The sequence below is a fragment of the Streptomyces sp. NPDC057950 genome (assembly GCF_042887295.1).
Taxonomy (GTDB): domain Bacteria; phylum Actinomycetota; class Actinomycetes; order Streptomycetales; family Streptomycetaceae; genus Streptomyces; species Streptomyces kaempferi.
Genome location: NZ_JBHVPP010000038.1, coordinates 40,164 through 64,339, shown reverse-complemented (window position 1 = coordinate 64,339; position 24,176 = coordinate 40,164). Strand labels below are relative to the sequence as shown.

The window sequence follows — 24,176 nt, the reverse complement described above, 5'->3', positions numbered from 1 at the left end:
TGACCGCCCCGCCCCCCCCCCGTGGGGTGGGGCCGGCCGGAGACCCTCCGGCCGGCCCCACCTCTCGTGCGAGGGCGCGATGGCAGTCCGGTCGAGCAAGGTGGGCGTCGAGCCAGGGCGCCGGGGCCGGTCTCGGCAGTCAGTCAGGACGCCGCTTGACGTTCCGTCACGGCAGGCGGAGCGCGGTGACCCCGCTCCGGGGTGTGTCGGCCAGCGGCAGCCGGGCGGTGATGCGCTTGCCGACCGCTTCCCGTTCGACCTCGAGGTGCCAGGCCACGGCCTTGACGATCTCCAGACCGTGTTGGCCGATCCTGCCGGGGTCGGCGGTCCGGGCGCTGGGAACGGTGGGATCGCTGTCCCAGACGGCGACGTCCACGATGCCGTCGGCGATCCGAAGGTGCATCAGTGTCGGACCCGGCGCGTACTTGCGGGCGTTGGTGACCAGTTCGCTCACGACCAGCTGCGTCACATCCATGACACGGGCGGACACGGTCAGACCGTGCGCGGTACGCGCCTGCTCCAGAAAGGCCACGGCGAGATGGCGGGCGTAGGCGATGCTGCCGTCGTCGTCACCCAAGGCGTAACTCGCCTGTATCTGGGTGCCATGCCCCACACCGTGCTCATCGCCGGTCTGGGCTCCCATCCCGACTCCCTCGTTCCCCGTGTGTTACAGCCCTCGTGTACCCGTCACTCAATCACGTAATCACAACGTGCTCTTCGACACAGCCGTTCAGCTGCATCCGTCACGGGCGTTGGGGCACAATCTCCACGCGGTGGACCGGGCAGACCCTGAACGCGAACGAGGAGACAGTGACCAGCACCCAGGGAACGGACAGGCCGGACCGGCTGTCCGTCGAAGTACACACGGCGAACGGAATCCGTGTCGTGACGCTGGGCGGCGAGATCGACCACGACGTCACCGACGCCCTTCGCGGCATCGTGCTGCCGGCCGACGGCCAGGACCCGCCCCGTACCGTGCTGGACCTCAGCGCCGTGACCTTCATGGACTCCAGCGGAATCAACGTTCTCGTCTCCGCCCACCAGGCCGCCCAAGACGCCCACGGGTGGCTGCGCGTCGCCGGCGCCCAGGGCCCCGTCCTGCGCGTCATCCAGCTCGTCGGCCTCGACGCCGTCATCGCCTGCCGCCCCACCGTCGAACAGGCCCTGGACGACTGAGCGTCCGTCCGGCTCGCGTGTCGACAGCCGGGTTCTCGAGCATCGCCCCAGCGATGTTCCAGCGCCGCGCCGCGGACCGGGAGCGTTGTCGGGGCGCCGGGCGGAACGTCAACGGCGCAGCGACCTGATGGCTTCCTCGACCGTCGGGGAGAGGGTGAAGAGCTGGTCGAGTCCCACGATCTCGAACACGTGGGCGAGGTCCGCGCTGAGTCCGGCCAGGGCAAGGGGTGATCCGGCGGCCTGGGCCCGCTGGTAGGCCGTGACCAGGACGGTGAGGCCCGTGGAGTCGCAGTAGGTGAGCCCGCTCAGGTCGATCACCGTGCCGTCGGCCGTGAACGCGGCGTCGTCCACCGCCGCACGCAGTTCCGTGGCGGTGTGGTAGTCGAGTTCACCGGCCGCCGTGAGCACGGTGACACCGGAGGAATGTGCCTTCGATGCGGCGGTGAGGATGCGCTGGGTCACTGGAGCTCCTGGGCGGTCGGTTCGTTGCGGGGAGACGGGACGGAGAGTGCCAACAGTGCGGTGTCGTCGGTGACACCCGCGCCGAGGCCGCCGAGAAGTTCGTCGATGGCGGTCAGCAGCGCACCTGAGTCCCGGGGGCGAATCGCGGAGAGATGGGCGATCAGTCCCGCTTCGCCGAGCATCGCTCTCGTCTCGGTGCGCGCCTCGGTCAGGCCGTCCGTGTACAGCAGCAGCGTCTCGCCGGCGGCGAGTCGCAGGGTGGCCGTCACGAAGTGCGGGTCGGGAAGCAGGCCGATGAGCTGGCCCCCTTTGGTGGAGACGGGATGGACGGACCCGTCCGCGCGCAGGGCGAGGGCCGGAGGATGGCCTCCCCCTGCCAGCGTGACGGTGAAGGACCCGCCCGCCTCGGGCTGGAGGACTCCGAAGACGGCGGTGCAGTAACGGGGATCGTCGCCTTGGTACTCGCCCTTGAGGACGGTGTCGAGATTGGCCAGTACCGCGCGCGGATCGGGGTCGTATATGGCCGCGGCGCGCAGCGTGTAGCGGGCCAGCGATGTCAGGGCCGCGGCCTCGGCGCCCTTTCCGCAGACGTCCCCCAGGAAGAAACCCCAGCGTCCGTCACTGAGGGGGAAGAGGTCGTAGAAGTCTCCTCCGACCTCGTCCGCCGAGGCGTTGTGGTACGAGGCGGCGACACCGAGCCCGGGAACCTCCGGCAGGGCGGGCGGGAGCAGTGTGCGCTGGAGAGTGCGGGCCAGGCGTTCGGCGTCCTTGCGCATGCGACGCTCGGTGGCGACGGTCCCGCTCACCGAAAGCCGCAGTTCGAGTTCGTCCACCAGCAGGGTGGACAGGTCCTCGAGAGCGCTCATCTGCCTGTCGGTGGCCTTCCTCGGCCGGGTGTCCAGTACCTGGATGCTGCCCAGTCGCTCACCGTCCGCGGTGACCACGGGTGCGGCGACGCAGAACCGTATGCCCAGCTCCCGGTGGATCGGCCGGCCGATCACCGTACGGGCACCGGTGGACGTGTCGCCGGCCGTGCCGGAGTGGTCGGGCAGGAGCGCGCGGCCCCACGGCTCCGGGACGGAACCGGGACCGGCCACCAGGTCCGATCCGTGCGTCGACCGAAACCACGCACCGTCGGTGCCGGTGACCGCTACCGTTGCCACGGGCGCGTCGAAGAGGGCGGCGGCCAGCGAGGCGACTCGCCTGAGGATGCTGTCGACGGCGGCCGCGTCCAGGCCGCCATAGCGCCGTGTGACGTCCGGGCACCGGGCTTTGCCCCTCAGAGAGGTCATCGCTCGAGGAGAACGGGCGTCGTCCTGCACAGCCACCGCCGGCTCCTGTCCGTCCCCCACGCCTCTGGTGAGAGTGGCTGTCCTATCCTACGGATTGCGCCACCGCGCCACGGCCGTGGCGGCGACTTCCAGGAGACTCCGAGCAGGCGAACGGGGCGAGGTCGGCGCGGTCGTGAGGGTTCTTCGGACGCGCTACCGCGCATGACGGTGCCGGCAGACAGGAACGAGGGGATGTCGAGTGGGCACCGAGAAGCCCGAGCGTGAGACGCGAGCGACGGCGGGGACCGATGTCTTCGCCGCCGACAGCGAGGTCGGTCGTGATCTCGCCTCGGTGGACTGGAAGGCGACGCCGCTCGGACCACCGTCCGGCTGGCCGCAGAGCCTGCAGACGGCGGTGAGCATTCTCCTGTCGTCTCGCTTCCCCATGTGGATGGCGTGGGGCCCGGAACTGACGTTCTTCTGCAACGCCGCCTACCGGAGTGACACGCTGGGCGGGAAGTACCCGTGGGCCCTGGGGCGGTCGGCGCGCGAGGTGTGGGCGGAGATCTGGCCGGACATCGGCCCGCGGATCGACACGGTGATGACCACGAGCCGGGCGACCTGGGACGAGGCGCTGCTGCTGTTCGTGGAGCGCTCGGGCTTCCCCGAGGAGTCCTACCACACCTTCTCCTACAGCCCCCTGCACAATGACGACGGCCGCGTGGTCGGCATGCTGTGCGTGGTCAGCGAGGACACGGAGCGGGTCATCGGTGAGCGGCGGATGGCCACGCTGCGCGATCTCGGATCCGATCCCAGCGTGGTGCGTACGGAGCAGGAGATGCTGGCCTTCGCCGGCCGGCAGCTGGAGCACAATCCGCAGGATCTTCCCTTCACTCTGACGTACCTCTTCCAGGACGACGGCTCCGCCCGGCTGGCGGCCTCGACCGGAGTGGGCGCGGGAGATCCGGTGGCTCCGCGGACACTGTCCGCCGCCGACACTCAGCCGGTTTGGCCCGTCGCCGAGTTGCTCCAGGGCCAGTCGGTACTGATGGATCTGGACGGCGTCCCGTCCGCGTCGGTGCCTGCCGGAAGCTGGCAGGAGCCCCCGACGCAGGCCCTGGTGGTGCCGCTGTTGCAGCCCGGCAGCGCTCCGTACGGATTCCTCGTGGCGGCGCTGAACCGCTACCGGCCGCTGGACGGAGGTTACCGGGGCTTCGTCGAGCTGGCCGCGGGTCACATCGCGGCGGGCATCGCCGGCGCGCGCAGCTACCAGGCACAGCAGCGCCGCGCGGAGGTACTCACGGAACTGGACCGGGCCAAGACCACGTTCTTCTCCAACATCAGCCACGAGTTCCGCACCCCGCTCACCCTGATCATGGGCCCGGTGCAGGAACTGCGCGGCAGGCTGGCCGAGTCGGATCCGCAGGTGCGGGAGGAACTTGAGGTCATCCACCGCAACGCGCTGCGGCTCGGCAAGCTGGTCAACAGTCTGCTGGACTTCTCGCGCATCGAGGCCGGCCGGATGCAGGCCCAGTACGAGCCGGTGGATCTGGGCTCGTTCACGGCCGAGCTCTCCAGCGTCTTCCGCTCGGCCGTCGAGAAGGCCGGGCTGACCTTCACGGTCGACTGCCCGGGGCTCGAGAACCCGGTGTACGTCGACCGCGGGCTGTGGGAGAAGGTGATCCTCAACCTCCTGAGCAATGCGCTGAAGTTCACCTTCAGCGGTTCCATCGAGGTGGGGCTGCGCAGCGACGGCCGTACGGCGGTGGTGACCGTCACGGACACCGGGATCGGTGTCCCGGAGCACGAGATGCCGCGCCTGTTCGAACGTTTCCACCGCATCGAGAACGCCCGCTCCCGCTCCGACGAGGGCAGCGGCATCGGTCTCGCCCTGGTGCAGGAGCTCATCGCCCTGCACGGAGGCACGATCACCGCGTCCAGCGCCGAGGACGAGGGCACACGCTTCACCATTCGGCTGCCCTTCGGCACCGCGCACCTGCCGCCCGACAGCCTGGTCCCCGGCACGCGACGGGACGCGGTACCCGCCGCGGCCGCCCCCTTTGTGGAGGAGGCCCTGCGCTGGCTGCCCGGCGAGCGGGCGGACACGGTCCCCCGGGACGTCAAGGAGCCGTCTGTCGGCGCGTCCTCGTCCGGAGCGGTCGCGGCCGCCAGGGTCCTGGTCGCCGACGACAACGCCGACATGCGCGAGTACCTCACCAGGCTGCTGACCGGAGCCGGATACGAAGTGGCCACGGTCACCGACGGTGCGGAGGCTCTGGAGGCCGTGCGCGCGCAGCCGCCGGATCTCGTCGTCAGCGACGTGATGATGCCCCGCATGGACGGACTCGCCCTGGTCACGGCGCTGCGCGCCGAAGCGCGCACCGCCGCCGTCCCCGTCCTGCTGCTGTCCGCCCGCGCGGGCGAGGAAGCGTCCATCGAGGGACTGCAGGCAGGCGCCGACGACTATCTCGTCAAGCCCTTCGCCGCGGCCGAACTGCTGGCCCGGGTGCGCGGCAACCTGGACCTCTCGCGGCTGCGCAACCACCACGCCCGCTGGCGCACCGCGCTCGTCGACTCCCTGCAGGAGGCGTTCTTCGTCTGCGACGAGCACGGCGCGGTCATCGAGATCAACACCGCGTTCAGCGACATCCTCGGCTACGGGCCCGAGGGTCTGCCCTACGCACCCGTCCACCCCTGGTGGCCGGACGCCGAGACGGACGCGGACGCCCACCGGCAGGTCGCCGAGGCATTCTCCGGTCTGCTGGCCGAGGACCGGGGCAGCTACACCATCCCCGTCACGCACCGCGACGGACACCGGCTGTGGGCGAGTGCCTCCTTCAACCAGGCGCAGGACCCGGACACCGGACGCACCGTCACCGTGGGGACCTTCCGGGACGTCACCGCGGAGCACTACGCGATCCAGCGGGAGACCGCTCTGGCCGCTCTCAGCTTGCGCCTTTCCCAGGCAACCAGCCTTCCCCAGACGCTGTCGGGAGCCCTGGAGGAGTTCGAGGCCCTCTGGCGCGCCGAGCGCGTCGTCGGCGTCGTGTTCTCCGCGGATCAGGGACCGCGACTGACCGGCTCGGACACACCCTTGACCTGGAACACGCTGGACGAGTCCCGGCGGGCGGCGCTGACCGCGCTGCGCGACGGCCCGACGCTGACTCCGCTCGCGAACGCCACGGGTGCCGGGATCACCCTGGAACACCCTGACGGGCCCCTGGTCATCTGGCTCGATCTGCGTCAGCACCGGCCGTTCACGGACCAGGACCAACTCCTGCTGTCACTGCTCGGCGGGCACCTCTCCCAGAGCCTCGCCCGCGCCCACCAGATCGATCAGCAGCGGGAAACCGCCCTGGCTCTGCAAAGGGCCATCCTCGGCCCGTCCAAGCTGCCCGAGGGCTTCGCCGTTCGCTACGAGCCCGCCGCGCGCCCCCTGGAGGTCGGAGGCGACTGGTACGACACCATCGCCCTGCCCAACGGCCGGATCGGAATCGTGGTCGGCGACTGTGTGGGCCGTGGCCTGGAAGCCGCCACCGTGATGGGCCAACTGCGCAGCGCCTGCCGGGCGCTGCTGCTCCAGGACTCGGATCCCGGCCGGACGCTGATGGCTCTGGACCACTTCGCGGCCGGCGTACAGGGCGCACTGTGCACCACCGTCTTCTGCGGAGTGCTGGACCCGGAGACCGGTCACCTCACCTACTCGAGTGCCGGGCATCCCCCCGGCATCCTGGCCCACCCCGACGGCACCACCCAGCTCCTCGACGGTGGCCGGTACGCTCCGCTCGCCGTACGCCCCGGCGCCCAGCGGCCGCAGGCCGAATGCACCGTGCCCGCCCGCGCCACCCTGCTGCTGTACACCGACGGCCTCGTCGAACGCCGCCGGCGCCCGCTCACCACCGGCATCGACCAGGCGGGAGAGGCCGTCCAGGACGGGCGGGAGACCGCGGTCGACGAGCTGGCCACGGAGGTCATGACACGCCTCGCACCGGCCAACGGCTACGACGACGACGTGGCTCTCCTGCTCTACCGTCACCCCGCTCCCCTGGAGCTGACGTTCCCGGCCGAGTCGGAGCAACTCGCCCCGGTGCGCAAGGCCTTGCGCACCTGGCTGGCCAAGTGTGACCTCCCGCCCCACACCGCGCAGAGAGTGCTGGTCGCCGCGGGGGAAGCCTGTGCCAACGCCATTGAGCACGGCCACCGTCATGCCCCGGGACAGACCGTACGGTTGCGCGCCGAAGCCCTCGTGGGCAACCTGCGGCTGACCGTCGCCGACACCGGACGCTGGAAGACCCCGCAGCCCGAAGCCAACGCGCACCGCGGCCGTGGAGTGGCCCTGATGCGAGCGATGATGCAGCAGGTCACCATCACCCCTGGCCCAGTCGGCACCACCGTCGACATGCACACGAGGATCTCCTGATGATCACACCCCTCACCCTCACCCCAGGGCACCGGCCGGACGGAACCGCGTTCCTCAAAGCCACCGGTGAGATCGACATGAGCAACACCGACGCGCTCGCCTCCGCGCTGGAGAACCTGCCGGGGCGCGTCGTCATCGACCTCACCGGGATCGACTATCTCGACAGTGCCGGACTGAGCGTCCTGTTCGCCCACGCGGACCGCATCGAACTCATCACCGCTCCGCTGCTCACGCCCGTCCTGACGTTCTCGGGACTCGCCGACCTGACCACCGTCCAGGAGGAGACGTGACCCTCCCTGGGCAGCGTGGACGGCCCGCGACGCACCGGGGTGCGTGGAGGCGTGGGACGCGGTCTGCGGGTCACGACCGCTTCGTCCCGAGGCGCAGGTCGACCTCCTTCTCCTGGTCTCCGGACGCCGTGCCCTCCTGGTGTACGGCGAACGCGGCTCTCAGGGCTTCACCGACCTGGTCCACGGCGACGTAGCCGCCCTGCAGCGTGGCGGTGAGCGAGCCCTCCAGGGGGGTCGGCCCGGTGGGTATGCGCTCCTGCGTCGGCACGAACTCGGCGGTCCATACGGCGGGGTGGTCCCCGGGCTGCTCCTGGGGCACGGCGTCCGAGGGCCGGTCGATGGGAAACGCCGTCCGCAGGACGTCGAACACGGTGGCCGCGTCCTCCGCGGACGCTCCGGTGAGGGACACAGTGACCATCGGGGTCACACTCCTTTCTGCTGAGGTACGACGGCGCGGTACGAGTCCTCGGCGGAGGCTCCGACGGCCCTGAAGGCCCGGTAGCAACTGTGTCCGCCCGGAATCCCGCCGCGCGCGGAGCGGTTCAGGCCGGCGGTTCGTCCGGCACGGGCTGCGCCGGGTGTCCGCTGCCGGAGTGCGGGGTGCCCCTCCGGCCGGTGCCCGCCTCGTCCGTGTCGGGAAGCTCCGGATCGGGCTGCTCGTCGGCGGCCCAGGCCGGGTCGCCCACGACGTCCCAGGGATCCTCGTCGGAGCCGGCCTGTTGATCGGGCAGGTCCCTGGGTATCGGCTTCGACGACGCTTCCCCGCTGTTCCCGGCGGCTTCCACGCGACGTTCACTCATGGCGTTCTCACTTCCTGGCGCGGAATCGGCATGGCACGCAGGTACCCCTGCGGCCGTCGATGATGCCGCGAAGGGGTCGCCTCGGGGCTGTGCAACACAAGATCAACCTGCTCGCTCCCGCGGTCGGCGACCACATCGAGGCGGTGGGAACGGCCCTCAGGTCCGGACGCGCCCTGACATCGCGGCCCCGCCCCCTCGCTCGCTCGGCGCCTCCAGGTCCCCCTTGCAATGATCGTCGCAAAGCAACACGTTCAGACACGACAAAGAGCCGGGTAAAAAGAAAAGCGACAAATATTGACGCTATCGACCAGCGCGCGTAGCTTCCGACGCAGTCGCCAGACAGCGTGAACTCGGCTGTCCGAAGGGCGAGTTGTAGCTCCACCCCCCCCCTTGGGAGCACATATGCGCAGAAGAAGATCTGCCTCCTCGCGTCTCCGCACACCGCACACGACCGGACCGGCGCGCAGGCTCGCGCAGGCCCTGATGTCCGTCGCCGCCGCCATCGGCCTGCTGGTGACCGCCCTGGTCGGCCTCCCCGGCGTCGCCCAGGCGGCGGGATCGCAGCCCTGCGACATCTACGCAGGCGCCGGCACCCCGTGCGTCGCCGCGCACAGCACCACCCGCGCGCTCTTCTCGGCGTACGGCGGACCGCTCTACCAGGTCACCCGCGCCTCCGACGGCGCGAGCGCCGACATCACGGCACTGTCGGCCGGCGGTTACGCCGACGCGGGCCGGCAGGACACGTTCTGCGCGAACACCACGTGCAGCATCTCGAAGGTCTACGACCAGACCTCCCGCCACAACGACCTCTTCCCCGGCCCCGCGGGCACGGCCGGAATGGGCGCCGACCGGGGCGCGGACGCGAGTGAGCTGTCCGTCACGGTGGGCGGCCACAAGGTGTACGGGATCTGGATCTCCCCCGGCGTCGGCTACCGCTCGCACGGCGCCGCGTCCGGCGTCGCCGTGGGCGGGCAGCCGGAAGGCGCCTACATGGTCGCGAGCGGCACCCACGTCGGCTCCGCCTGCTGCTTCGACTACGGCAACGCGGAGTCCACGCCCGCCGACACGGGCAACGGCCACATGGACGCCGTGTCCATCGCCACCACCTGCTACTTCTCACCCTGCAGCGGATCGGGACCGTGGGTCGAGGCCGACCTGGAGAACGGCATGTTCCAGGGCGACAACGGCTCCAACACGGCGAACAAGGGCAACAGCAGCACGTACGTGACGGCGGTCCTCAAGAACAACGGACAGACCACCTACGCCTTGAAGGGAGGCAACTCCCAGTCCGGCGGCCTGACGACGTGGTGGGACGGCGCCCTGCCCTCCCGGGGCGGATACCGGCCGATGCAACAGGAGGGCGGCATCATCCTGGGCACGGGCGGCGACAACAGCAACTGGAACATGGGGTCCTTCTTCGAGGGCGTCATGGTCGCCGGATATCCCACGGACGCCGCCGAGAACGCCGTACAGGCGAACATCGTCTCGGTGGGTTACTCGGGCCAGACCAACGTCCCGAACGGCCCCCAGGGCACCGTCACCGGGCCGGGCAGCCAATGCGTCGACGTCACCGCGGACGACACCGGCGTGAACGGTGCCGCGGTCGGCCTGTGGAACTGCCAGTCCTACGCCGAGGACCAGCACTGGACGCACAACGCCAACGGGTCCCTGGGCACCATCGGGCGCTGCCTGGACATCATCGGCAACGGGACCGGCAACGGCACCCAGGTCGAGCTGTGGGACTGCAACGGGGTCGGCGGCCAGAAGTGGGTGCAGCGCGCCGACGGCTCGCTGTTCAACCCGCAGTCGGGCCGCTGCCTGGACTCGCCGGACGGCGCCACCGCCAACGGCACCCGCCTGCGCATCTGGGACTGCAACGGCTCCGCCGCCCAGAGATTCGCCGTCAACGGCGGTGCCCCCGTGGCGGCGCCGGGCGGCACCTGCGCCGACGTGGCCGGTGACGACAACGGGTCCAACGCCACCGCCGTACAGCTGTGGGGCTGCCAGTCGTACGCGGTCGACCAGCACTGGTTCCACAGTTCCGACGGCCGCCTGCACACGTTGGGCCGTTGCCTCGACATCATCGGCAACGGGACGGCCAACGGCACCCAGGTCGAGCTCTGGGACTGCAACGGAGCCGGGGGCCAGATCTGGCAGCAACAGGCCGACGGCTCGCTGCTCAACCCGCAGTCGGGCCGCTGCCTCGACTCCCCCGACGGCGCCACCGCCAACGGCACCCGCCTGCGCATCTGGGACTGCAACGGCTCCGCCGCCCAGAAGTTCGCCCTGGGCTGAGCGGCGCCGGCGCGACCACGCGCAGGCGCCCGGCCGGACAAGCCGTCCGGCCGGGCGCCTCCGCGCGAACGGCGGAAACCACCGACCGTGACCGTGCCCTCCCCCATCGTCGCCGTTTGTCAGTAGACGGTCGGTCGTCTATCGTGTGGTTGATCGTTCTATCAAGCCGTACGACAGGGAGATCCCACCCATGCGAGTCGAAATCTGGACCGATATCGCCTGCCCTTGGTGCTACGTCGGCCGTGCCCGTTTCGACCAAGGGCTCGCCGCCTTCACACACCGCGATCAGGTGGAGGTGGTGCACCGGTCGTACGAGCTCAATCCACACGCCGAGAACGGTGCCGTGCCGATCATCGAGGCGGTCGCGGCCCAGTACGGGCGCACCCGCGAGCAGCAGATCGCGCGTGAGGAGCAGGCCGCTGACATGGCGAGGTCCGTGGGACTGGAATTCCGCGTCGGAGGACGGGTCTTCGGGAACACCTTCGACGTCCACCGGCTCCTCCATTTCGCCGGGACCCGCGGCGTGCAGGACGAGCTGACGGATCTCGCCTTCCGGGCGAACTTCGCCGAAGAGCGTTCGATCTATGACACGGAGACCCTGGTGGACCTGGCCGTCGCGGTCGGACTGAGCGGGACGGAAGCACGGGAGGTGCTCGGCGACCCGGACGCGTACGCCGAGGAGGTTCGCGCCGATGAGCGCCTGGCCGCCGAACTGGGTGCCGGCGGAGTGCCCTTCTTCGTCCTGGACCGGCGCTACGGCGTCAGCGGCGTCCAGTCGCCCGAGGGATTCACCCGGGCGCTGGAACAGGCTTGGGCCGGTCAGGCCGCGGCATCGGGGGCCTGACCGGAACCGGACGGGGATGCGAAGTCGGAGCCGGGGCCGGGCGACGCCGCGACGGATCCCGTCCCGCCACCGGCCGCCGTTCGATGGGGCGACCTCACGGAGCCCCCTCACGGACCAGGAGTTCGGCCCGGGGCGCGAGCAGCCGGGTCAGCAGCGGCAGGGCCTCCGCCGCGCTGTGCGCCCGCGCCGCCGGCAGGTGGGCGATCTCGGCCGGCAGTGCCATACCTCCACGCGGAACGGCCAGGACACACATGCCGGCGGCGGCCGCGGACCGGATGCCGTTCGGCGAGTCCTCGACCGCCAGACAACCGGACGGCGCGACGCCGACCTCGACCGCCGCGCGCAGGTAGGGGTCCGGCGCGGGTTTGACCCGGACCACGTCCTCGCCGCACACGACGGTACGCAGCCCCGCCAACAGGTCCAGCCCTTCGAGGGCCGCGAGGACGAAGCGGCGGGGACTGGCCGTGGCCACCCCGACCGGCCCGTGCCGTGCGGCTTCGAGGACCAGCTCCACCGCCCCGGGCAGTGCCCGCACACGTCCCGCCGCGCATTCGTCGACCATCGCGGCGGCACAGGCTTCGACCACCTCGGCGGCGCCTGCCGCACCGCCGCACAGGCCGGCGACGTACGACGCCCAGCTCCCGTTGCCGTGCAGGGCGGCGGTGTCCTCGGCGCGCCAATGGTGACCGTGTCGGGCGGCGAAGCCCGCGCACACCCGCGCCCAGGCGTCCCCGGTGTCGATCAGCGTGTCGTCCAGGTCGAAGACCGTCGCTCGGAGCACGCGGTTCACGCCGTCGCCGTGGCCGAGAGCCGCAACCGGTTCGCCAGCTGCTCGATCGAGACCAGCGTGAGACCGTGTTCGTCGGCGAAGGCGCGCAGCCGGTCGGCGCCGGCGACCGACCCGTCGTCCTCGCAGACCTCGCTGATCACCGCGACCGGCGACAACCCGGCCAGGCGCAGCAGATCGACGCCGGCCTCTGTGTGTCCACGTCGCTCGGCGACGCCTCCGGGACGGGCCCGCAGCGGAAACACGTGCCCGGGGCGGATCAGCCGGTCGGGCCGGGTGCCGGGGTCGGCCAGTGTCCGCGCGGTCAGGGCCCGGTCGGCGGCGGAGATCCCCGAGCCGACCCCGACCGCGTCCACGGAAACGGTGTAGGCGGTCGTTTCAACCGCCGTATCGGCTGCCTTCCCGGTTGTCGTTCCGGTGGTCGTGTCGACGCCCGGAGCGGACGGGACCATCAAGGGCAGTTCCAGCCGGTCGGCGACCTCGGGAGCCATGGGCGCGCAGATGAGCCCGCTGGTCCAGCGGACGAAGAAGCCCATGGTCTCGGCGGTCGCGAACTCGGCCGCCATGACCAGATCCCCCTCGTTCTCCCGGTCCGCGTCGTCGACCACGATGACCGGCCGACCGGCTCGCAGATCGTCGAGGGCGACCGTGAGCAGGTCCAGCGACTGTCGCACCGATGCTGACGTCACAGCGTTCAACCTTTCCTCGGAATGTCCTTGCTGCGGATGCATCGGCGACCGAACAAACAAGCTTGAGAAATCTGTACGCCAACAGGCGATTCTTCAGACAAGCCGCGGTGGACGCCCGAGGTGGTACGGGACGGCGGTGGTGGGAGAGCCCCTGCCCATGGGGGTCACGGGGGTCACGGCAGGACTTTCAGCAGCTCGGTGTTGCGGTCGCCCGCGCCGCCCGCCCATCCCTCCTGGACGCCCGCCCGCATACTGTCGGCGAGTCCGGGGGCGTTGTAGGCGATCTCCCGGTACAGCGACGCGAGGCCGACCGCCGAGAGATCGTCGAAGTCCGGTGCCGTGCGGTGCGGGGCGGCCGACTCGACGAGAGTGGTGAACAGGGACAGCGTCCCGTCCTTGTTGTCGACCAGTTCGAACAGCCGGGCGTGGTGCGGATAGTCGACGTGCGACGCGGTGTTGACCTCCCAGAAGGAGCGGGTGGCCGTCGCGTGCGGGTGGGGGGTGATCCGGTTGACGTGGCTGTGGCCGTTGATCCACGCGACCACGTTCGGGAAGCGGCTGAGCAGGGCGATGACCTCGGCGCCGTCGTGGCGCGGTTCGTCCGTACGGGCGGCGTCGGGACGGCGGGTCATGCTCGGGCTGTGGTGGTGGCTGAAGACCAGGATGTGGGCGTCGTCGGCTCCGGGACGGCGGACGGGACGGCCGTCCGCGTCGTAGGACAGGGAGCTGTGCGCGGCCAGGGTCTGTTCGAGCCAGCGCATCTGGTCGCCGCCGAGTGACCCCTCGTAGTGGCCGCTGCGATACGTCGTGTCGATGCTGATCCCGATGACGTTCTCCGCGACCTGGAACGTGTAGTACATGCGGTCGCCGTCGAGGTGGTCCGGCGTGTACCCGTGGCCCACCGGCCCGGCACCGGCGCGGGTGGGATCGAGATGCGCGGCCAGATAGTCGTGCGGGGTGAACAGGCGACGCCGCTCGTCCGGTGTCACTGTTCGCGCGGAGGCGGCATGCCTGTTCAGGATCGCCGTGAGCACCTCACTCTTGGGATCGTCACCCGAACCGAGCGCCTTGGCGTAGGCAGCCGCGTCCGTGTCGGGGACCGACAGCAGCTTGCGGGAACCGACGGCGAAGTCGCCGAGCGCGGGCGACAGGCAGCCGCCGGGCAGGTCGTCGTGGTTGCCGACCGTGGAGTACCAGGGGATCCGCAGGCCCGGGCTGGTCAGGGGGCGGGTCGCGGCTTCGAGGAAGCCGGGTATCAGCGGCAGACCGCGCCGCTTGTCGAGGTCGCGCAGCGCCGGGTCGCCCGGGTGCCAGTACAGCGGAAGCCCGGAGTTCTGGACGCCTTCGTACGTCTTGGGGTCCCCGGTGTTGGGCGTGATCCGGCCGCCGTTCATCAGCGTCAGGAACCACTCCAGCTCGATGGCGGAGTTGTTGTCGATGTTGTCGCCCGTGGTCATCACGAACGCCGGTGGCAGTCCCGAGTGCGGTCCGGCGCCCAGCGTGTTGACCTTCTCCACGAGCGCGACGGCGCCCGCGACGGTCAGTGCCTCCTGGGCACGCCACGCGGTGGGCGTGCGGGAGCGCAGGAACTCGGTGCGCAGCGGGTTCTGCACATCGGCGATATGGAGGTCGGTGAACTGCACGAAGCACGCGAGCGGGGTACGCCGGTCCGCGCGCCCGGCGCGGGGTGGAGCTATCTCCTCCCGTACGACCGTGGGCCAGCCCGGGCCGGAATCCAGCCGCCGATAGGTGCCGGTGTGCGGGGCTCCGCCGAGGCGGGCCGTTGTCTCCAGGGTGGTCGTCGCGTGCGGCGCGGGCCGCTGAGCGGCGGCGCGTACGGCGGGTTCCACGGCGTCGGGACGGCGTTGCCGGGGCAGGAACGCTCCGGCCGATCCTGCCGCTCCGGCCGCCGCGACGGCGCCCGAGGCGAGAAGAAAACGACGGCGGTTGATGGTGGACTCGGGTTCGATCCCGGTCATGGGGCAGCCCTCCGGTGCCTCCGAGTGACTCACTGAGCGGAACCACTCATTCAGGCCCCAGGGACACAGGCGTGGCTTCGTGGTGAACGCCGCGAAAACAGCGGTTCCGGACCATCCGGACGATCTTCACGCTCCGGATCACGGTCCCCACGCCGGGCCGGCCGCACCAGGGCCTTCTCGTCCCGAAGGTTCTCGTGGACCTGGTGCGACGGGAGGAGCTGTGTGCCCAGCCTCCGTGTCAGCGCGCGGAGCCCGCCTGCCACCGGTCCCACGACATGTTCCAGCCGTTGAGGCCGTTGTCCGGGGCTATCGTCCGGTCGTCCGAGTTCCGCACCACGACCACGTCGCCGACGAGGGAGTTGTCGAAGAACCAGGCGCCGTCCTGGTGGGAGTCGCCGCCGCCTTTGACGTCGTTGAGTCCGACACAACCGTGGCTGATGTTGGAGTGCCCGAACACCGAGTCGGGTCCCCAGTAGTTGCCGTGGACGAACGTGCCCGAGGTGGACAGGCGCATGGCGTGGGGGACGTCGGGGATGTCGTACTGGCCGGCGAACCCGACCGTGGCTCCGTCCATCCGGGTGCTGGTCAGCTTCTCCGATATCACCATCTGGCCGTTCCACGTGGTCGAGTTCGGGGCGCCCGCCGTGATGGGCAAGGTCCTCAGGGGCTTGCCGTCCCGGACGACCGTCATCCGGTGCGCGGAGGCGTCCACGGTGGAGACCTGACCGCGGCCTACGGTGAAGCGGACCGTCCTGTCCTGTTCGCCGTACGCGCCCTTGGCACCCTTGACTCCGTCGAGGTGGATCGCGACGGTGACGACGGAGTGGGCCTTCCAGTACTGCCGCGGACGGAAGTCGAGGCGCCGCGGGCCGAACCAGTGGCCGACGACGGCCTGTCCACTGCTGGAGGTGACCCCGATGGCCGACTCCACGGCCTTCCTGTCGGTGATCGCCTTGTCGAAGGTGAACGAGACGGGCATCCCCACTCCGACCGTGGATCCGCCGCCCGGGGTGAACGTGCCGGTGAAGCGGTCGGACGCGGCGACCGTGGTGAACGCGATCTCCTTCGTCGCCTCGCGGCCCCCGGCCCCGGCGGCCACCACCGTCAGCCGGTAGGCGGTGTCGTGGTCGAGAACGGCATCGGGTGCCCAGGTCCTGCCGCTCGATGAGACGGCACCATGGACGACGCGGCCGTTCGCGGTGGCCAGGGACACCTTGGTGATCTTCCCGGCCGCGACCGTGACACGGCCGCCGCGCCTGACGGAGACATGCTTCTGTCCGTCGGCGGCGTTCAGACGTATGGACGGCGTGTCCGTGGCTCGGGCCTCGCCGGGGGACGCCTGCGCACGGCCGCCGTCGCCTTCGGGTCCGGTGCCGCAACCGGCCAGCAGGCAGGCCGACATCGACAGGACGGCAAGGGCCGCGGCCGGGCGGGTGTGGTGCATGGGAGCTCCGTCTTTCGCGTCGGGTGGTGTGTCCCACCGGGTCCGGGAAGCCGGCCCCGGCGCGAACGGCACGGTGCCGACGCGTGCGGCACGGTGGCGCGGGGCCGCGCGCGGGGGAATCGGTCGCCACCGGGACACGCATCCAACATGACGTGCGGATATCAGGAAGTTGTCAGGCCGCGGCGGACCCGCACGCGGCCCTGAAGAACGGTGCCGAGACCGAGGGACGACGGCGGTCACACCGATCCGGAGCCCCGCCGCCGTCCGCCGCACACGGTCCTCACCGCGACGGCCGGGGAAAGGCCACCCAGGGCTCCAGGGCCGTGAGAAGTACGCAGGGCGGCGGCTTCGGCCGGCGGGACGCAGGAGACGGCTCCGGCCCGGCAGGTCCCGGACTGGATCCGCGATGACGTCAGGCGACCGCGGCACCCGGTTGCCGCCGCGGACGCCGCCGCAGCAGCACGCGGACGGGAAACGCCCACAGCCAGACGGCGACGGCCAGCCCGGCAGCGCTCACTCCGATGAGGTCGTGCCACCATGCGTCGCCCCCGCCCGGCGGGTAGACCTCGTCACCACCCGTGTCGACGGCGGGCGCGGCTTGGCCGATCGCGAGGGGCGGGCCTGCGAACATGCTGATCCGTGTACGCCGGTCGCCGCCGTCCGCGGACAAGAAGGTGCCCACTTCGTTGCAGCCGTCGCGCCCGCAGAGGATGTTCGTAGCCGTCCAGCGACCATGTCGGCCGTGACCTTCGTGCGCGGAAAGGGCCGGGATCAGCAACGCGATCAGAGCCGCGAAGACCACTACCGCGCCGGGGCCGGCGATGTAACGCCACCAGAACGTCCGCCAGCCCGGGAAATGCACGTCACGCACTTTACGCGCCGTCCCCGGACGCGTGGCGGGTTCCCGGGCCCCTCATCGCCGGTATGCGTACCTGGTTGTCCCGACCGTCCAGCAGGACAGGCGCATGAGCGAGGGGCGTGGGGACTTGGATCGGTCGGGCGGGGACGAGCGGAAGGAGTCCTTCCATGGGCCCGGCCCCGCCCGCCGCCACGTACTCTCCGCGAGCGCGGCCGTTCCGCGCCGCCTCGTCGAAGACACCGCCAGGGTCATCGGCTGAGGTCCGGCCCCTGTGCCCCGGTCCGCGCCATGGGCGGACCGGGGCACAGCCGTACCGGGCCACGCGTGAGCCGGTCAGGCGGAGTTGTGTGGTCATCGGAACTGCCGCCATCCGTGTGGAAGTCGCACGGTTCTCGAGTGGTTGCCGCCGTTCCGAGAGCGTGGCGTGCAGGGTGGCGGTGTCCTTCGTTTCTGCATTCCGGCTGACGGACCGTCGTGACTCCGGCTTCCCTGGGCGTGACTCCGCCCGGTCGCCCGGCTTCCCTGGGAGTGATGTGCCCCGGTCCCGTGTCCGTACCTCGTCGGCCTGGCTCGTCGCCGGCTTGCTCTCCACCACCGGCTGGCTGGCCGCCTGTGGGGGGCAGGCTCCGACCGGACCATCCCACTCCACCCGTCAGCCCGCGCCGAAGGACGGGCACGACCCTGCCGCCGGCCCGCGGTTGCAGGACCCTCCGGAACTGGTCAGCCGCGACGGCCTGTTGAAGGCGGCCATCACGGTCGAACGCCGCAAGGTACGGGTGGGTGACCGGCAGTTGTACGCCACCACGTACAACGGGGCCTATATGCCGCCCACCCTGCGCGTACGGCCCGGCGACCGCATCGACCTCACCCTGACCAATCGCATCGACGAGGACACCAACCTGCACACGCACGGCCTCCACGTCTCGCCGCGCGCCCCTGCCGACGACGTCTTCACCGCCATCAAGTACAACCACTCGTACCACTACTCGTACCGACTGCCGCTCAACCATCCGACCGGCACGTACTGGTACCACTCGCACGCGGACATGATGTCGGCAGCGCAGGTCGCGGGAGGTGAGTCGGGCGTCATCATCGTCGAAGGCCTGCGGCGGTACCTGCCACCCGCGCTGCGCGGCATCACCGAGCACACGATCGCGCTCAAGGACTTCCAGGTCCAGGGCGACGCGGTGAAGACCCACCCCCTTCGCATCGGCGCGGCCACCCACCGCACCGTCAACGGCCAGCGGAACCCGGTGATCGGCATCCGGCCGGGTGAGACCCAGCTCTGGCGGCTCGCCAACATCGGGGCCAACATCTACTACAAGCTCCACCTCCCGGGCACCCGCTTCCGCGTGATCGCCCAGGACGGCATCCCCGTCCCCAAGGCGTACGACCAGGACACGCTGCTCATCGCGGCCGGCGCGCGCTTCGACGTCCTCGTCCAGGGAGGCCGGCCTGGCACCACGCGGCTGGAGACCCTCCCCTACGACAGCGGCTCGGCCGGAAACCGTTTCCCCCGAGCCGACCTGGCCACCGTCGTCAGCGGCGGCAAGGCCATGAGCCCCGCCGCCCTCCCGACCGACTTCGCCCCCCACGAGGACCTGAGCGACGCGACGATCGCGGCCCGCAAGACCGTCTCCTACACGGAGAACGGGGCGGGCACGAAGTTCTACATCAACGGCCGGTTGTACGACCCGCATCGGATCGACTTCACTTCCACCCTCGGCACCGTCGAGGAGTGGACCATCCGCAACCCCACGAAGGAGGACCACTCCTTCCACATCCACACCAATGCCTTCCAGCTGATGAGTATCGACGGGAAGCCCCAAGACCCTTCCCACGGCTGGTACGACACCATCAACGTGCGCGCGCTCGGCGAAGCGGTCATCCGCATCCCCTTCACCGACTTCACCGGCAGGACAGTGCTGCACTGCCACATCCTCAACCACGAGGACATGGGCATGATGGCCGTCCTGGACATCGTCGGGCCCCACCGGAATCCCCCTGCCACCTGATCCCGCGCCCACCGCGGATCTCGCCGGGCCCGGCGACGAGGGGACGGGCCGCGCTGACGCCGGCGTTGATCGCTCCGCCGCCGGGTGCGGTGCCTACGGTGCCACGGGATCGCCGTCGCGGATCGGCCGTTGATCCGACGGTCTCATGGGCCGCGCCACCAGAGTTCGCCGTCCCGTCGGTGCGTCGTCGACCGATGTTGCGTCCCGTGCTGTGTCATGCCGTCTGTCGAAGATCCGGTACACAAAGAGATATGACGGGACGTCACGTGATGAGATCTGCTGTTCGGGCTCGTAGGGTCGTCGCCGCGGCGGCCACCGTGGGTGCGGTGGTCGCGGGTGCGGGCGTCGGGCAGGCGACCGCCCTGGACAAGGTCCGGCTGGCCGACGAGCTGCCCGTGGCACCGGGCATCAGCTACCGGGCGTTCTCGGTGACGGGCTCGCACGGGGTGGTGTCCGGGCACCTGGTCACCGCTGATCTCACCAACCGGCATGTAGCGGTGGACCTGCTCACCCCCGGCACCGTCTCCAGCCGCGTCAAGCTGTCCCAGATGGCCGCCGCCCAGGGCGCGGTGGCGGGCATCAACGCGGACTTCTTCAACATCGAGGAATCCCAGCACGTGGGGGTGGCGCCCACCAACTCAGCGGTCGGCCCGGCCATCGCCCACGGTAAGGCGCTCAAGGCGGCTGTGCCGAACGGCCAGCGGTTCGGTCCCGGCCTGCCGCCCGGCACGTCCACGCGCGACGTGATCGGGGTGGGCTACAACAAGCGGGCCCGGCTGGACGAGCTGACGCTCAAGGGAAGCGTCCGCACCAAGTCCGGTTCGTTCGGCCTCGGCGGCTTCAACCAGTACGCCATCCCCGTGGGCGGGGTGGGCGCGTTCACCCCGAAGTGGGGCGACGTCTCCCGGCAGCGCTCGGTTTGCGGGACCGACACCGTCAGGGCCGCGGCCTGTTCCACGGACACCTACGAGGTCACCGTCCGCAACGGCCGGGTGGTCTCCCGATCCGCGACGATCGGGGCCGGGACGATCGCCGAGGACACCGTGGTGCTGGTCGGCCGGGAGGCCGGCGCTGACCGGCTGCGCGCGCTCCGGACCGGGGACAAGGTCAAGGTCTCCGACCGGCTCAAGACCGCGAGCGGCAAGCGGTTGCAGTTCGCCGTGGGCGGCTTCCCGGTGCTCCGGGACGGCGTGCCCCTGCCCGGCCTGGACACCAAGGCCGCGGCGACCCGGACCGGCGCGGGTGTCGGCGACCACGGTCGGCGCCTCTACTTGCTGGTACTGGACGGAAGCGCGGAGAGCGGCTCGGGTCTGACGGTCGCCGAGGTCGCCACCGTACTCGACACCGTGGGCGCTGACGCCGGCGTGAACCTGGACGGTGGCGGTTCGTCCACCCTCGTGACCCGGGACCCGGTGACCGGCGCCCTCGTCGTCCGCAACCACCCGACCGGTGGCGCCGAACGCCCGGTCCCGGAGGGCATCGGGCTCTTCTCGCGCTGATCCGATGACCGGGCGGGCCATGGTGCCCTGGCGGGTTCCGCCGTGCGCCGCGTGGCCCGCCCGGCCGCGGGAGCGACGGACGCCGGATCGGACACCGCGGGAGGAACGCCGTCTCGGCCCACGGTGGACGAGCGACGACGTAACCGAGGCCCCTGTTCCGGATACCGGCGTCCGCTGTCGGAGTCAGTGGACCGAGGAACGTACGCTGCTCGGGTCGGCCGTGGTGCGTCGAGAGGGCATGCATGGATGTCACCGAGCGCGAGTTGACGAATCCGTGGGAGGGCGTCCTGGTCACACCCGTTGGTGGGAGTGACGTCGGCGTTCTGGTCCTCGGGGGTTCGAGTGGACGCGTCGAGCACGACAGGACACGGATCCTCGCCCGGCAGGGTATGACGTCCTTGTCGACCCGGTGGTTCGGCGGTCCAGGACAGCCCCCGGGCATCTGTGAGATCCCTCTGGAGACGTTCACCGAGGCCATCGGTCTTCTCCAGACGCACGGGGCCCGACGCATCGGTGTCCTCGGCGTCTCGAAGGGAGCTGAAGCCGCTCTGCTCACCGCGGTGCACGAGCCGCGCGTGGACGTGGTCGTCGCGTTGTCGCCCACGTCGCGGGTCTGGTGCAACGTCGGTCCGGGGCGGGACGGACGAGAGCGCCCGTACCGCGCGTCTTGGACTTGGCAAGGACAGCCCCTGCCGTTCGTTCCGATGGACGATGCCTGGACCCCCGCCGAACCGGACGACGGCCCGGTTTCCGTCCGTGGATGGTACGAACAGAGCGAGCTGACCTTCGCCGGCCTGCTTCCCGCTGCAGAGATCGCCGTGGAGAAGATCCGGGCTGATCTTCTCCTTGTCGCAGGTGGTGACGACGCGATGTGGCCGTCTCTTCGCTTCGCCGGACAACTGGCGGAGCGCCGTCGCGCCGCCGGGGCCTCGGTGCACGTCATCAGCCGCGAAGACGCCGGCCACCGCCCACGTCTCCCCGGCGAGAGTCCCGCCCAGGCGTCCCGGCGATTTCTGTACGGAGGCACCCCGCAGGCCGACGCGCTCCTGGGCGCGGCGGCCTGGCCGCACATTGTCCACGCGCTCCAGGGTCATGACGGTCCTGTGGCTCGATGACACGTGCCGCGGACTCACGTGCGGAGTCGGCCTGGACGATCGCGATCTCGGGGTGCATGAGAAGTGAGACGGAACAGCAGTTCCTCGGCCACGCCGCCGTCAGCCGCGTCGGCGGCTGCGACAACCCGAATTGCCGTTACTCATCGCCTTGTCGAGCGTGCTCGGCTGCTCTCGCCTTCCACTGTTCCGCGGTCATCCGCCAGATCGCGTCAGTCCCTGCTTCACCGGGCGCTTGGGGCCCTTCGGGTGCCTGTATTCGCTCAACCTCGGTGAATCCCAGGCGTCGGGCGACGGCCCCGCTGGCGAGGTTGGCGACATCGTGGTGGATCTCGACGCGGTCGACGTCCGTGAGTTCGAAGCCCTGGCGGACAAGGACCGCAGCGGCCACCGTGGCCAGACCTCGTCCGGTCCAGTGAGAGTGAAGCCAGTAGCCGATTTCGAGTCCGCCCACTCCGATGCGGCGCATGAGGCCGCAACTGCCGATCACCGCCGCGTCCGACGTGATCGCGTAGCCGTAGGTCTGCCCGGTCTTCCACTCTTCTTGGCTCCGGGCGATGAAGTCGGAGGTTTGCTGCCTGCCGGAGTCCGCCGCCCAAGGCATCCACGGCACCAGATGGTCCAGTGACTCGGAGATCGCCCGATCCAAGGCGTCGAGGTCGCTCATACGCCACCGGCGCAACTCAACCTGGCCAGAACTGAGGACTTCGGCAGGCGCTTCCATGCACCGGATGCTCTCAAGCCCAGCTCGGACCGGCAACGCATTATGAGGTTCCGGTCAGCGCCCGTTCCTGGTCCGTGCATGAGAGATGATCCTGCTGGCCTCGGCGGGCGGGAACACTGTGCCGGTGATCGCGCGGCTCGTGCGGGCGGACGAGGACACCGTCCGGGACGTGATCCACAGGTTCGACGAGATCGGACTGACCTGCCTGGACCCTCGGTGGGCGGGAGGCCGTCCCCGCCTGCTCAGCGATGACGACGAGGACTTCGTCATCCAGACGGCCACCACCCGCCCGGCCCAAGCTCGGCACACCTTTCACCCGCTGGTCGATCCGGACCCCCCGCCGATCACCTGCGCCGCGACCTCGCCCGCCCGATACGGATCGGCCGCGAGGCCCTGCACCGCCTACTCGCCCGCCGCGGAACCACCTTCCAGCGCGCCAAGACCTTTCGGGCCGTCGCGGAAGTTCACCCCCGCCAACTCCCACCACCCCAACCACGCCGTCCATACCCGCCAGTTGCACCGCTACCTGCACTGGCGCAACCAGAACCCCCGCCCCCCCACGTCCTGGCGGCTTAGCGCCGCGAACACGCCCGCATCCAAACCCACACCCGCATCCGCATCCGCATCCGCAGCGAGAAGGGCATTCGCTGGGGCCGACGCCCCCTCGCCGCCGCCGTCCGACGTGCGGGATACCACCGTGCCCGGATGTGGAGGTCAGACAGAGGACAGGCTCTTCGCCATGACCCGCTCCCTGCCGACGCCATCGGGCAGAAGATCGCCGGGCTCATTCGTGTCCGTGAAACCGTGCCGCTCATAGAGCGCGGTCGCCTTGCGGTTGTCAGGCATGACGGACAACCGCAGCGTCGTGGCACCGCGCTCCGCCCCCCACAGCGCGACCGCCTGGATCAGGTAGTCACCCACGCCCTTGCCCCGAGCCGTGGGGGCGACCCACATCGAGATCAACTCCACATCCTCTGATCCCTCGCCCGGTACTCCGCTGGCGATGCCCACCGGGCGGCCGTCGAGGAGCGCGACGAGATCGTGCGCGCCAGGAATCGACAGACGGGCACGCCAGCGTTCCTCCCGGTCGCCGGCACCCTGCCACTGGGCCAACGTCGATCCGAACGCATAGGGCGCCTCAGAAAGTGCGGCCAGCCGCAGATCCCGCCAGAGAGGCCAGTCGTCTGATGTCAAACGGCGTAGTTCAAGCATGATCCACACCCTGCCTGCCGACCGTGGTGGGCAGCAAATGGATTTCAACCATCCAAACGAGGTCGTCCAGCCCGGTGAACAGCCGAAACCGGGGAGCAGCGGTGGCTCACGAACCTGCAGAGCACGAGACCTCGTTGAAACTGTCCGGTCACGGCACTAGAGCGTTCATCGACGGCCCACCGCCGCCGTCTCCGCGGCCGAGAACACATCGGCCCTGACACCGAGGCGCGCCAACCAGCAGGTCAGGCCCTCTCGGCGCACAAGGCGCGAGCCGCCGGACGTTCCATGGCGAGGAAGT

General features: G+C 70.4%; 21 protein-coding genes and 1 pseudogene. 10 read left to right on the top strand and 12 right to left on the bottom strand.

The annotated features are described in order from the left end of the window. Positions 1-166: 166 nt before the first annotated feature. Entirely contained in the window at positions 167-643 is a 477-nt protein-coding gene (locus tag ACFVTC_RS40770) for an ATP-binding protein (protein WP_390134616.1), read from the bottom strand. A gap of 167 nt (positions 644-810) precedes the next feature. Here ACFVTC_RS40770 and ACFVTC_RS40765 point away from each other — a divergent pair, with 167 nt between their 5' ends. Further along, positions 811-1,176, top strand: coding sequence for an STAS domain-containing protein (locus ACFVTC_RS40765; protein WP_390134614.1), 366 nt, complete (start codon positions 811-813; stop codon positions 1,174-1,176). Between the two features lie 108 nt (positions 1,177-1,284). On the opposite strand, the gene ACFVTC_RS40760 is transcribed toward ACFVTC_RS40765, so the two are convergent. Together ACFVTC_RS40760 and ACFVTC_RS40755 are read right to left on the bottom strand one after the other, a co-directional pair. Then, positions 1,285-1,638, bottom strand: a complete 354-nt coding sequence (locus tag ACFVTC_RS40760) for an STAS domain-containing protein (protein ID WP_390134612.1) — start codon at positions 1,636-1,638, stop codon at positions 1,285-1,287. After that, positions 1,635-2,930 carry a PP2C family protein-serine/threonine phosphatase gene (locus ACFVTC_RS40755; RefSeq protein ID WP_390134609.1) on the bottom strand — a complete coding sequence of 432 codons (1,296 nt, stop codon included), beginning with the start codon at positions 2,928-2,930 and terminating at the stop codon, positions 1,635-1,637. Before ACFVTC_RS40755 ends, ACFVTC_RS40760 begins: the two co-directional genes overlap by 4 nt. Positions 2,931-3,168: 238 nt before the next feature. Here ACFVTC_RS40755 and ACFVTC_RS40750 point away from each other — a divergent pair, with 238 nt between their 5' ends. Continuing rightward, entirely contained in the window at positions 3,169-7,329 is a 4,161-nt protein-coding gene (locus tag ACFVTC_RS40750; RefSeq protein ID WP_390134608.1) for a SpoIIE family protein phosphatase, read from the top strand. Continuing rightward, positions 7,329-7,619, top strand: a complete 291-nt coding sequence (locus tag ACFVTC_RS40745; protein WP_390134605.1) for an STAS domain-containing protein — start codon at positions 7,329-7,331, stop codon at positions 7,617-7,619. The genes ACFVTC_RS40750 and ACFVTC_RS40745 overlap by 1 nt, the downstream gene beginning before the upstream one ends. Positions 7,620-7,689: 70 nt before the next feature. On the opposite strand, the gene ACFVTC_RS40740 is transcribed toward ACFVTC_RS40745, so the two are convergent. Both ACFVTC_RS40740 and ACFVTC_RS40735 read right to left on the bottom strand, forming a co-directional pair. After that, complete coding sequence (locus ACFVTC_RS40740; RefSeq protein ID WP_390134603.1) at positions 7,690-8,037, bottom strand: hypothetical protein; 348 nt, start codon at positions 8,035-8,037, stop codon at positions 7,690-7,692. 124 nt (positions 8,038-8,161) lie between these two features. Continuing rightward, on the bottom strand, positions 8,162-8,419 hold the full coding sequence (locus ACFVTC_RS40735; RefSeq protein ID WP_390134601.1) for a hypothetical protein: 258 nt from the start codon (positions 8,417-8,419) through the stop codon (positions 8,162-8,164). Positions 8,420-8,821: 402 nt separating this feature from the next. Between ACFVTC_RS40735 and ACFVTC_RS40730 the strand changes: the two genes are divergently transcribed. Together ACFVTC_RS40730 and ACFVTC_RS40725 are read left to right on the top strand one after the other, a co-directional pair. Beyond that, the gene (locus tag ACFVTC_RS40730) at positions 8,822-10,714 is read left to right on the top strand and encodes an arabinofuranosidase catalytic domain-containing protein (protein ID WP_390134599.1); all 1,893 of its coding nucleotides are present in this window, start codon (positions 8,822-8,824) and stop codon (positions 10,712-10,714) included. Between the two features lie 190 nt (positions 10,715-10,904). Continuing rightward, a complete protein-coding gene (locus ACFVTC_RS40725; RefSeq protein WP_390134597.1) occupies positions 10,905-11,558 on the top strand; it encodes a DsbA family oxidoreductase in 654 nt (217 codons plus the stop codon). Between the two features lie 94 nt (positions 11,559-11,652). On the opposite strand, the gene ACFVTC_RS40720 is transcribed toward ACFVTC_RS40725, so the two are convergent. From ACFVTC_RS40720 to ACFVTC_RS40700, 5 genes are all read right to left on the bottom strand, one after another. Beyond that, positions 11,653-12,348, bottom strand: a complete 696-nt coding sequence (locus ACFVTC_RS40720; protein WP_390134595.1) for an HAD family hydrolase — start codon at positions 12,346-12,348, stop codon at positions 11,653-11,655. Beyond that, positions 12,345-13,034 (bottom strand): 3,4-dihydroxy-2-butanone-4-phosphate synthase, encoded by a 690-nt coding sequence (gene ribB / locus ACFVTC_RS40715; RefSeq protein ID WP_390134593.1) that lies wholly within the window; start codon positions 13,032-13,034, stop codon positions 12,345-12,347. The genes ACFVTC_RS40720 and ribB overlap by 4 nt, the downstream gene beginning before the upstream one ends. A 173-nt stretch (positions 13,035-13,207) precedes the next feature. Then, positions 13,208-15,013 (bottom strand): TIGR03767 family metallophosphoesterase, encoded by a 1,806-nt coding sequence (locus ACFVTC_RS40710; RefSeq protein WP_390134591.1) that lies wholly within the window; start codon positions 15,011-15,013, stop codon positions 13,208-13,210. 238 nt (positions 15,014-15,251) lie between these two features. Next, entirely contained in the window at positions 15,252-16,457 is a 1,206-nt protein-coding gene (locus ACFVTC_RS40705) for an Ig-like domain-containing protein (RefSeq protein WP_390134589.1), read from the bottom strand. A gap of 412 nt (positions 16,458-16,869) precedes the next feature. After that, positions 16,870-17,319 carry a hypothetical protein gene (locus tag ACFVTC_RS40700; RefSeq protein WP_390134587.1) on the bottom strand — a complete coding sequence of 150 codons (450 nt, stop codon included), beginning with the start codon at positions 17,317-17,319 and terminating at the stop codon, positions 16,870-16,872. 103 nt (positions 17,320-17,422) lie between these two features. Here ACFVTC_RS40700 and ACFVTC_RS40695 point away from each other — a divergent pair, with 103 nt between their 5' ends. The 4 genes from ACFVTC_RS40695 to ACFVTC_RS40680 all read left to right on the top strand — a co-directional run bounded on the left by ACFVTC_RS40695 (position 17,423) and on the right by ACFVTC_RS40680 (position 21,945). Continuing rightward, a complete protein-coding gene (locus ACFVTC_RS40695; RefSeq protein WP_390134585.1) occupies positions 17,423-17,575 on the top strand; it encodes a hypothetical protein in 153 nt (50 codons plus the stop codon). Positions 17,576-17,849: 274 nt separating this feature from the next. After that, entirely contained in the window at positions 17,850-19,331 is a 1,482-nt protein-coding gene (locus ACFVTC_RS40690; protein WP_390134583.1) for a multicopper oxidase family protein, read from the top strand. 269 nt (positions 19,332-19,600) lie between these two features. Then, positions 19,601-20,830: a phosphodiester glycosidase family protein gene (locus ACFVTC_RS40685; RefSeq protein ID WP_390134581.1), complete on the top strand. Its 1,230-nt coding sequence runs from the start codon at positions 19,601-19,603 to the stop codon at positions 20,828-20,830. A gap of 242 nt (positions 20,831-21,072) precedes the next feature. Next, the gene (locus ACFVTC_RS40680) at positions 21,073-21,945 is read left to right on the top strand and encodes an acyl-CoA thioester hydrolase/BAAT C-terminal domain-containing protein (protein WP_390134579.1); all 873 of its coding nucleotides are present in this window, start codon (positions 21,073-21,075) and stop codon (positions 21,943-21,945) included. 136 nt (positions 21,946-22,081) lie between these two features. Here the strand turns inward: ACFVTC_RS40680 and ACFVTC_RS40675 are convergent, their stop codons facing one another. Continuing rightward, positions 22,082-22,666, bottom strand: coding sequence for a GNAT family N-acetyltransferase (locus ACFVTC_RS40675; RefSeq protein WP_390134577.1), 585 nt, complete (start codon positions 22,664-22,666; stop codon positions 22,082-22,084). Positions 22,667-22,751: 85 nt separating this feature from the next. On the opposite strand from ACFVTC_RS40675, the pseudogene ACFVTC_RS40670 reads away from it, so the two are divergent. Further along, positions 22,752-23,116 (top strand): annotated as a pseudogene (locus ACFVTC_RS40670) (helix-turn-helix domain-containing protein); the annotation flags it as partial. Positions 23,117-23,380: 264 nt separating this feature from the next. Here the strand turns inward: ACFVTC_RS40670 and ACFVTC_RS40665 are convergent. Further along, positions 23,381-23,878 carry a GNAT family N-acetyltransferase gene (locus tag ACFVTC_RS40665; RefSeq protein WP_390134575.1) on the bottom strand — a complete coding sequence of 166 codons (498 nt, stop codon included), beginning with the start codon at positions 23,876-23,878 and terminating at the stop codon, positions 23,381-23,383. Positions 23,879-24,176 lie beyond the last annotated feature (298 nt).

Bases quoted from the DNA above. Each gene is read 5' to 3' on its own strand.
- ACFVTC_RS40770 (WP_390134616.1), bottom strand. From the start codon at position 643: ATGGGAGCCCAGACCGGCGATGAGCACGGTGTGGGGCATGGCACCCAG.
- ACFVTC_RS40755 (WP_390134609.1), bottom strand. From the start codon at position 2,930: ATGACCTCTCTGAGGGGCAAAGCCCGGTGCCCGGACGTCACACGGCGC.
- ACFVTC_RS40745 (WP_390134605.1), top strand. From the start codon at position 7,329: ATGATCACACCCCTCACCCTCACCCCAGGGCACCGGCCGGACGGAACC.
- ACFVTC_RS40740 (WP_390134603.1), bottom strand. From the start codon at position 8,037: ATGGTCACTGTGTCCCTCACCGGAGCGTCCGCGGAGGACGCGGCCACC.
- ACFVTC_RS40735 (WP_390134601.1), bottom strand. From the start codon at position 8,419: ATGAGTGAACGTCGCGTGGAAGCCGCCGGGAACAGCGGGGAAGCGTCG.
- ACFVTC_RS40730 (WP_390134599.1), top strand. From the start codon at position 8,822: ATGCGCAGAAGAAGATCTGCCTCCTCGCGTCTCCGCACACCGCACACG.
- ACFVTC_RS40725 (WP_390134597.1), top strand. From the start codon at position 10,905: ATGCGAGTCGAAATCTGGACCGATATCGCCTGCCCTTGGTGCTACGTC.
- ACFVTC_RS40710 (WP_390134591.1), bottom strand. From the start codon at position 15,013: ATGACCGGGATCGAACCCGAGTCCACCATCAACCGCCGTCGTTTTCTT.
- ACFVTC_RS40705 (WP_390134589.1), bottom strand. From the start codon at position 16,457: ATGCACCACACCCGCCCGGCCGCGGCCCTTGCCGTCCTGTCGATGTCG.
- ACFVTC_RS40695 (WP_390134585.1), top strand. From the start codon at position 17,423: ATGAGCGAGGGGCGTGGGGACTTGGATCGGTCGGGCGGGGACGAGCGG.
- ACFVTC_RS40685 (WP_390134581.1), top strand. From the start codon at position 19,601: ATGAGATCTGCTGTTCGGGCTCGTAGGGTCGTCGCCGCGGCGGCCACC.
- ACFVTC_RS40680 (WP_390134579.1), top strand. From the start codon at position 21,073: ATGGATGTCACCGAGCGCGAGTTGACGAATCCGTGGGAGGGCGTCCTG.
- ACFVTC_RS40675 (WP_390134577.1), bottom strand. From the start codon at position 22,666: ATGGAAGCGCCTGCCGAAGTCCTCAGTTCTGGCCAGGTTGAGTTGCGC.
- ACFVTC_RS40665 (WP_390134575.1), bottom strand. From the start codon at position 23,878: ATGCTTGAACTACGCCGTTTGACATCAGACGACTGGCCTCTCTGGCGG.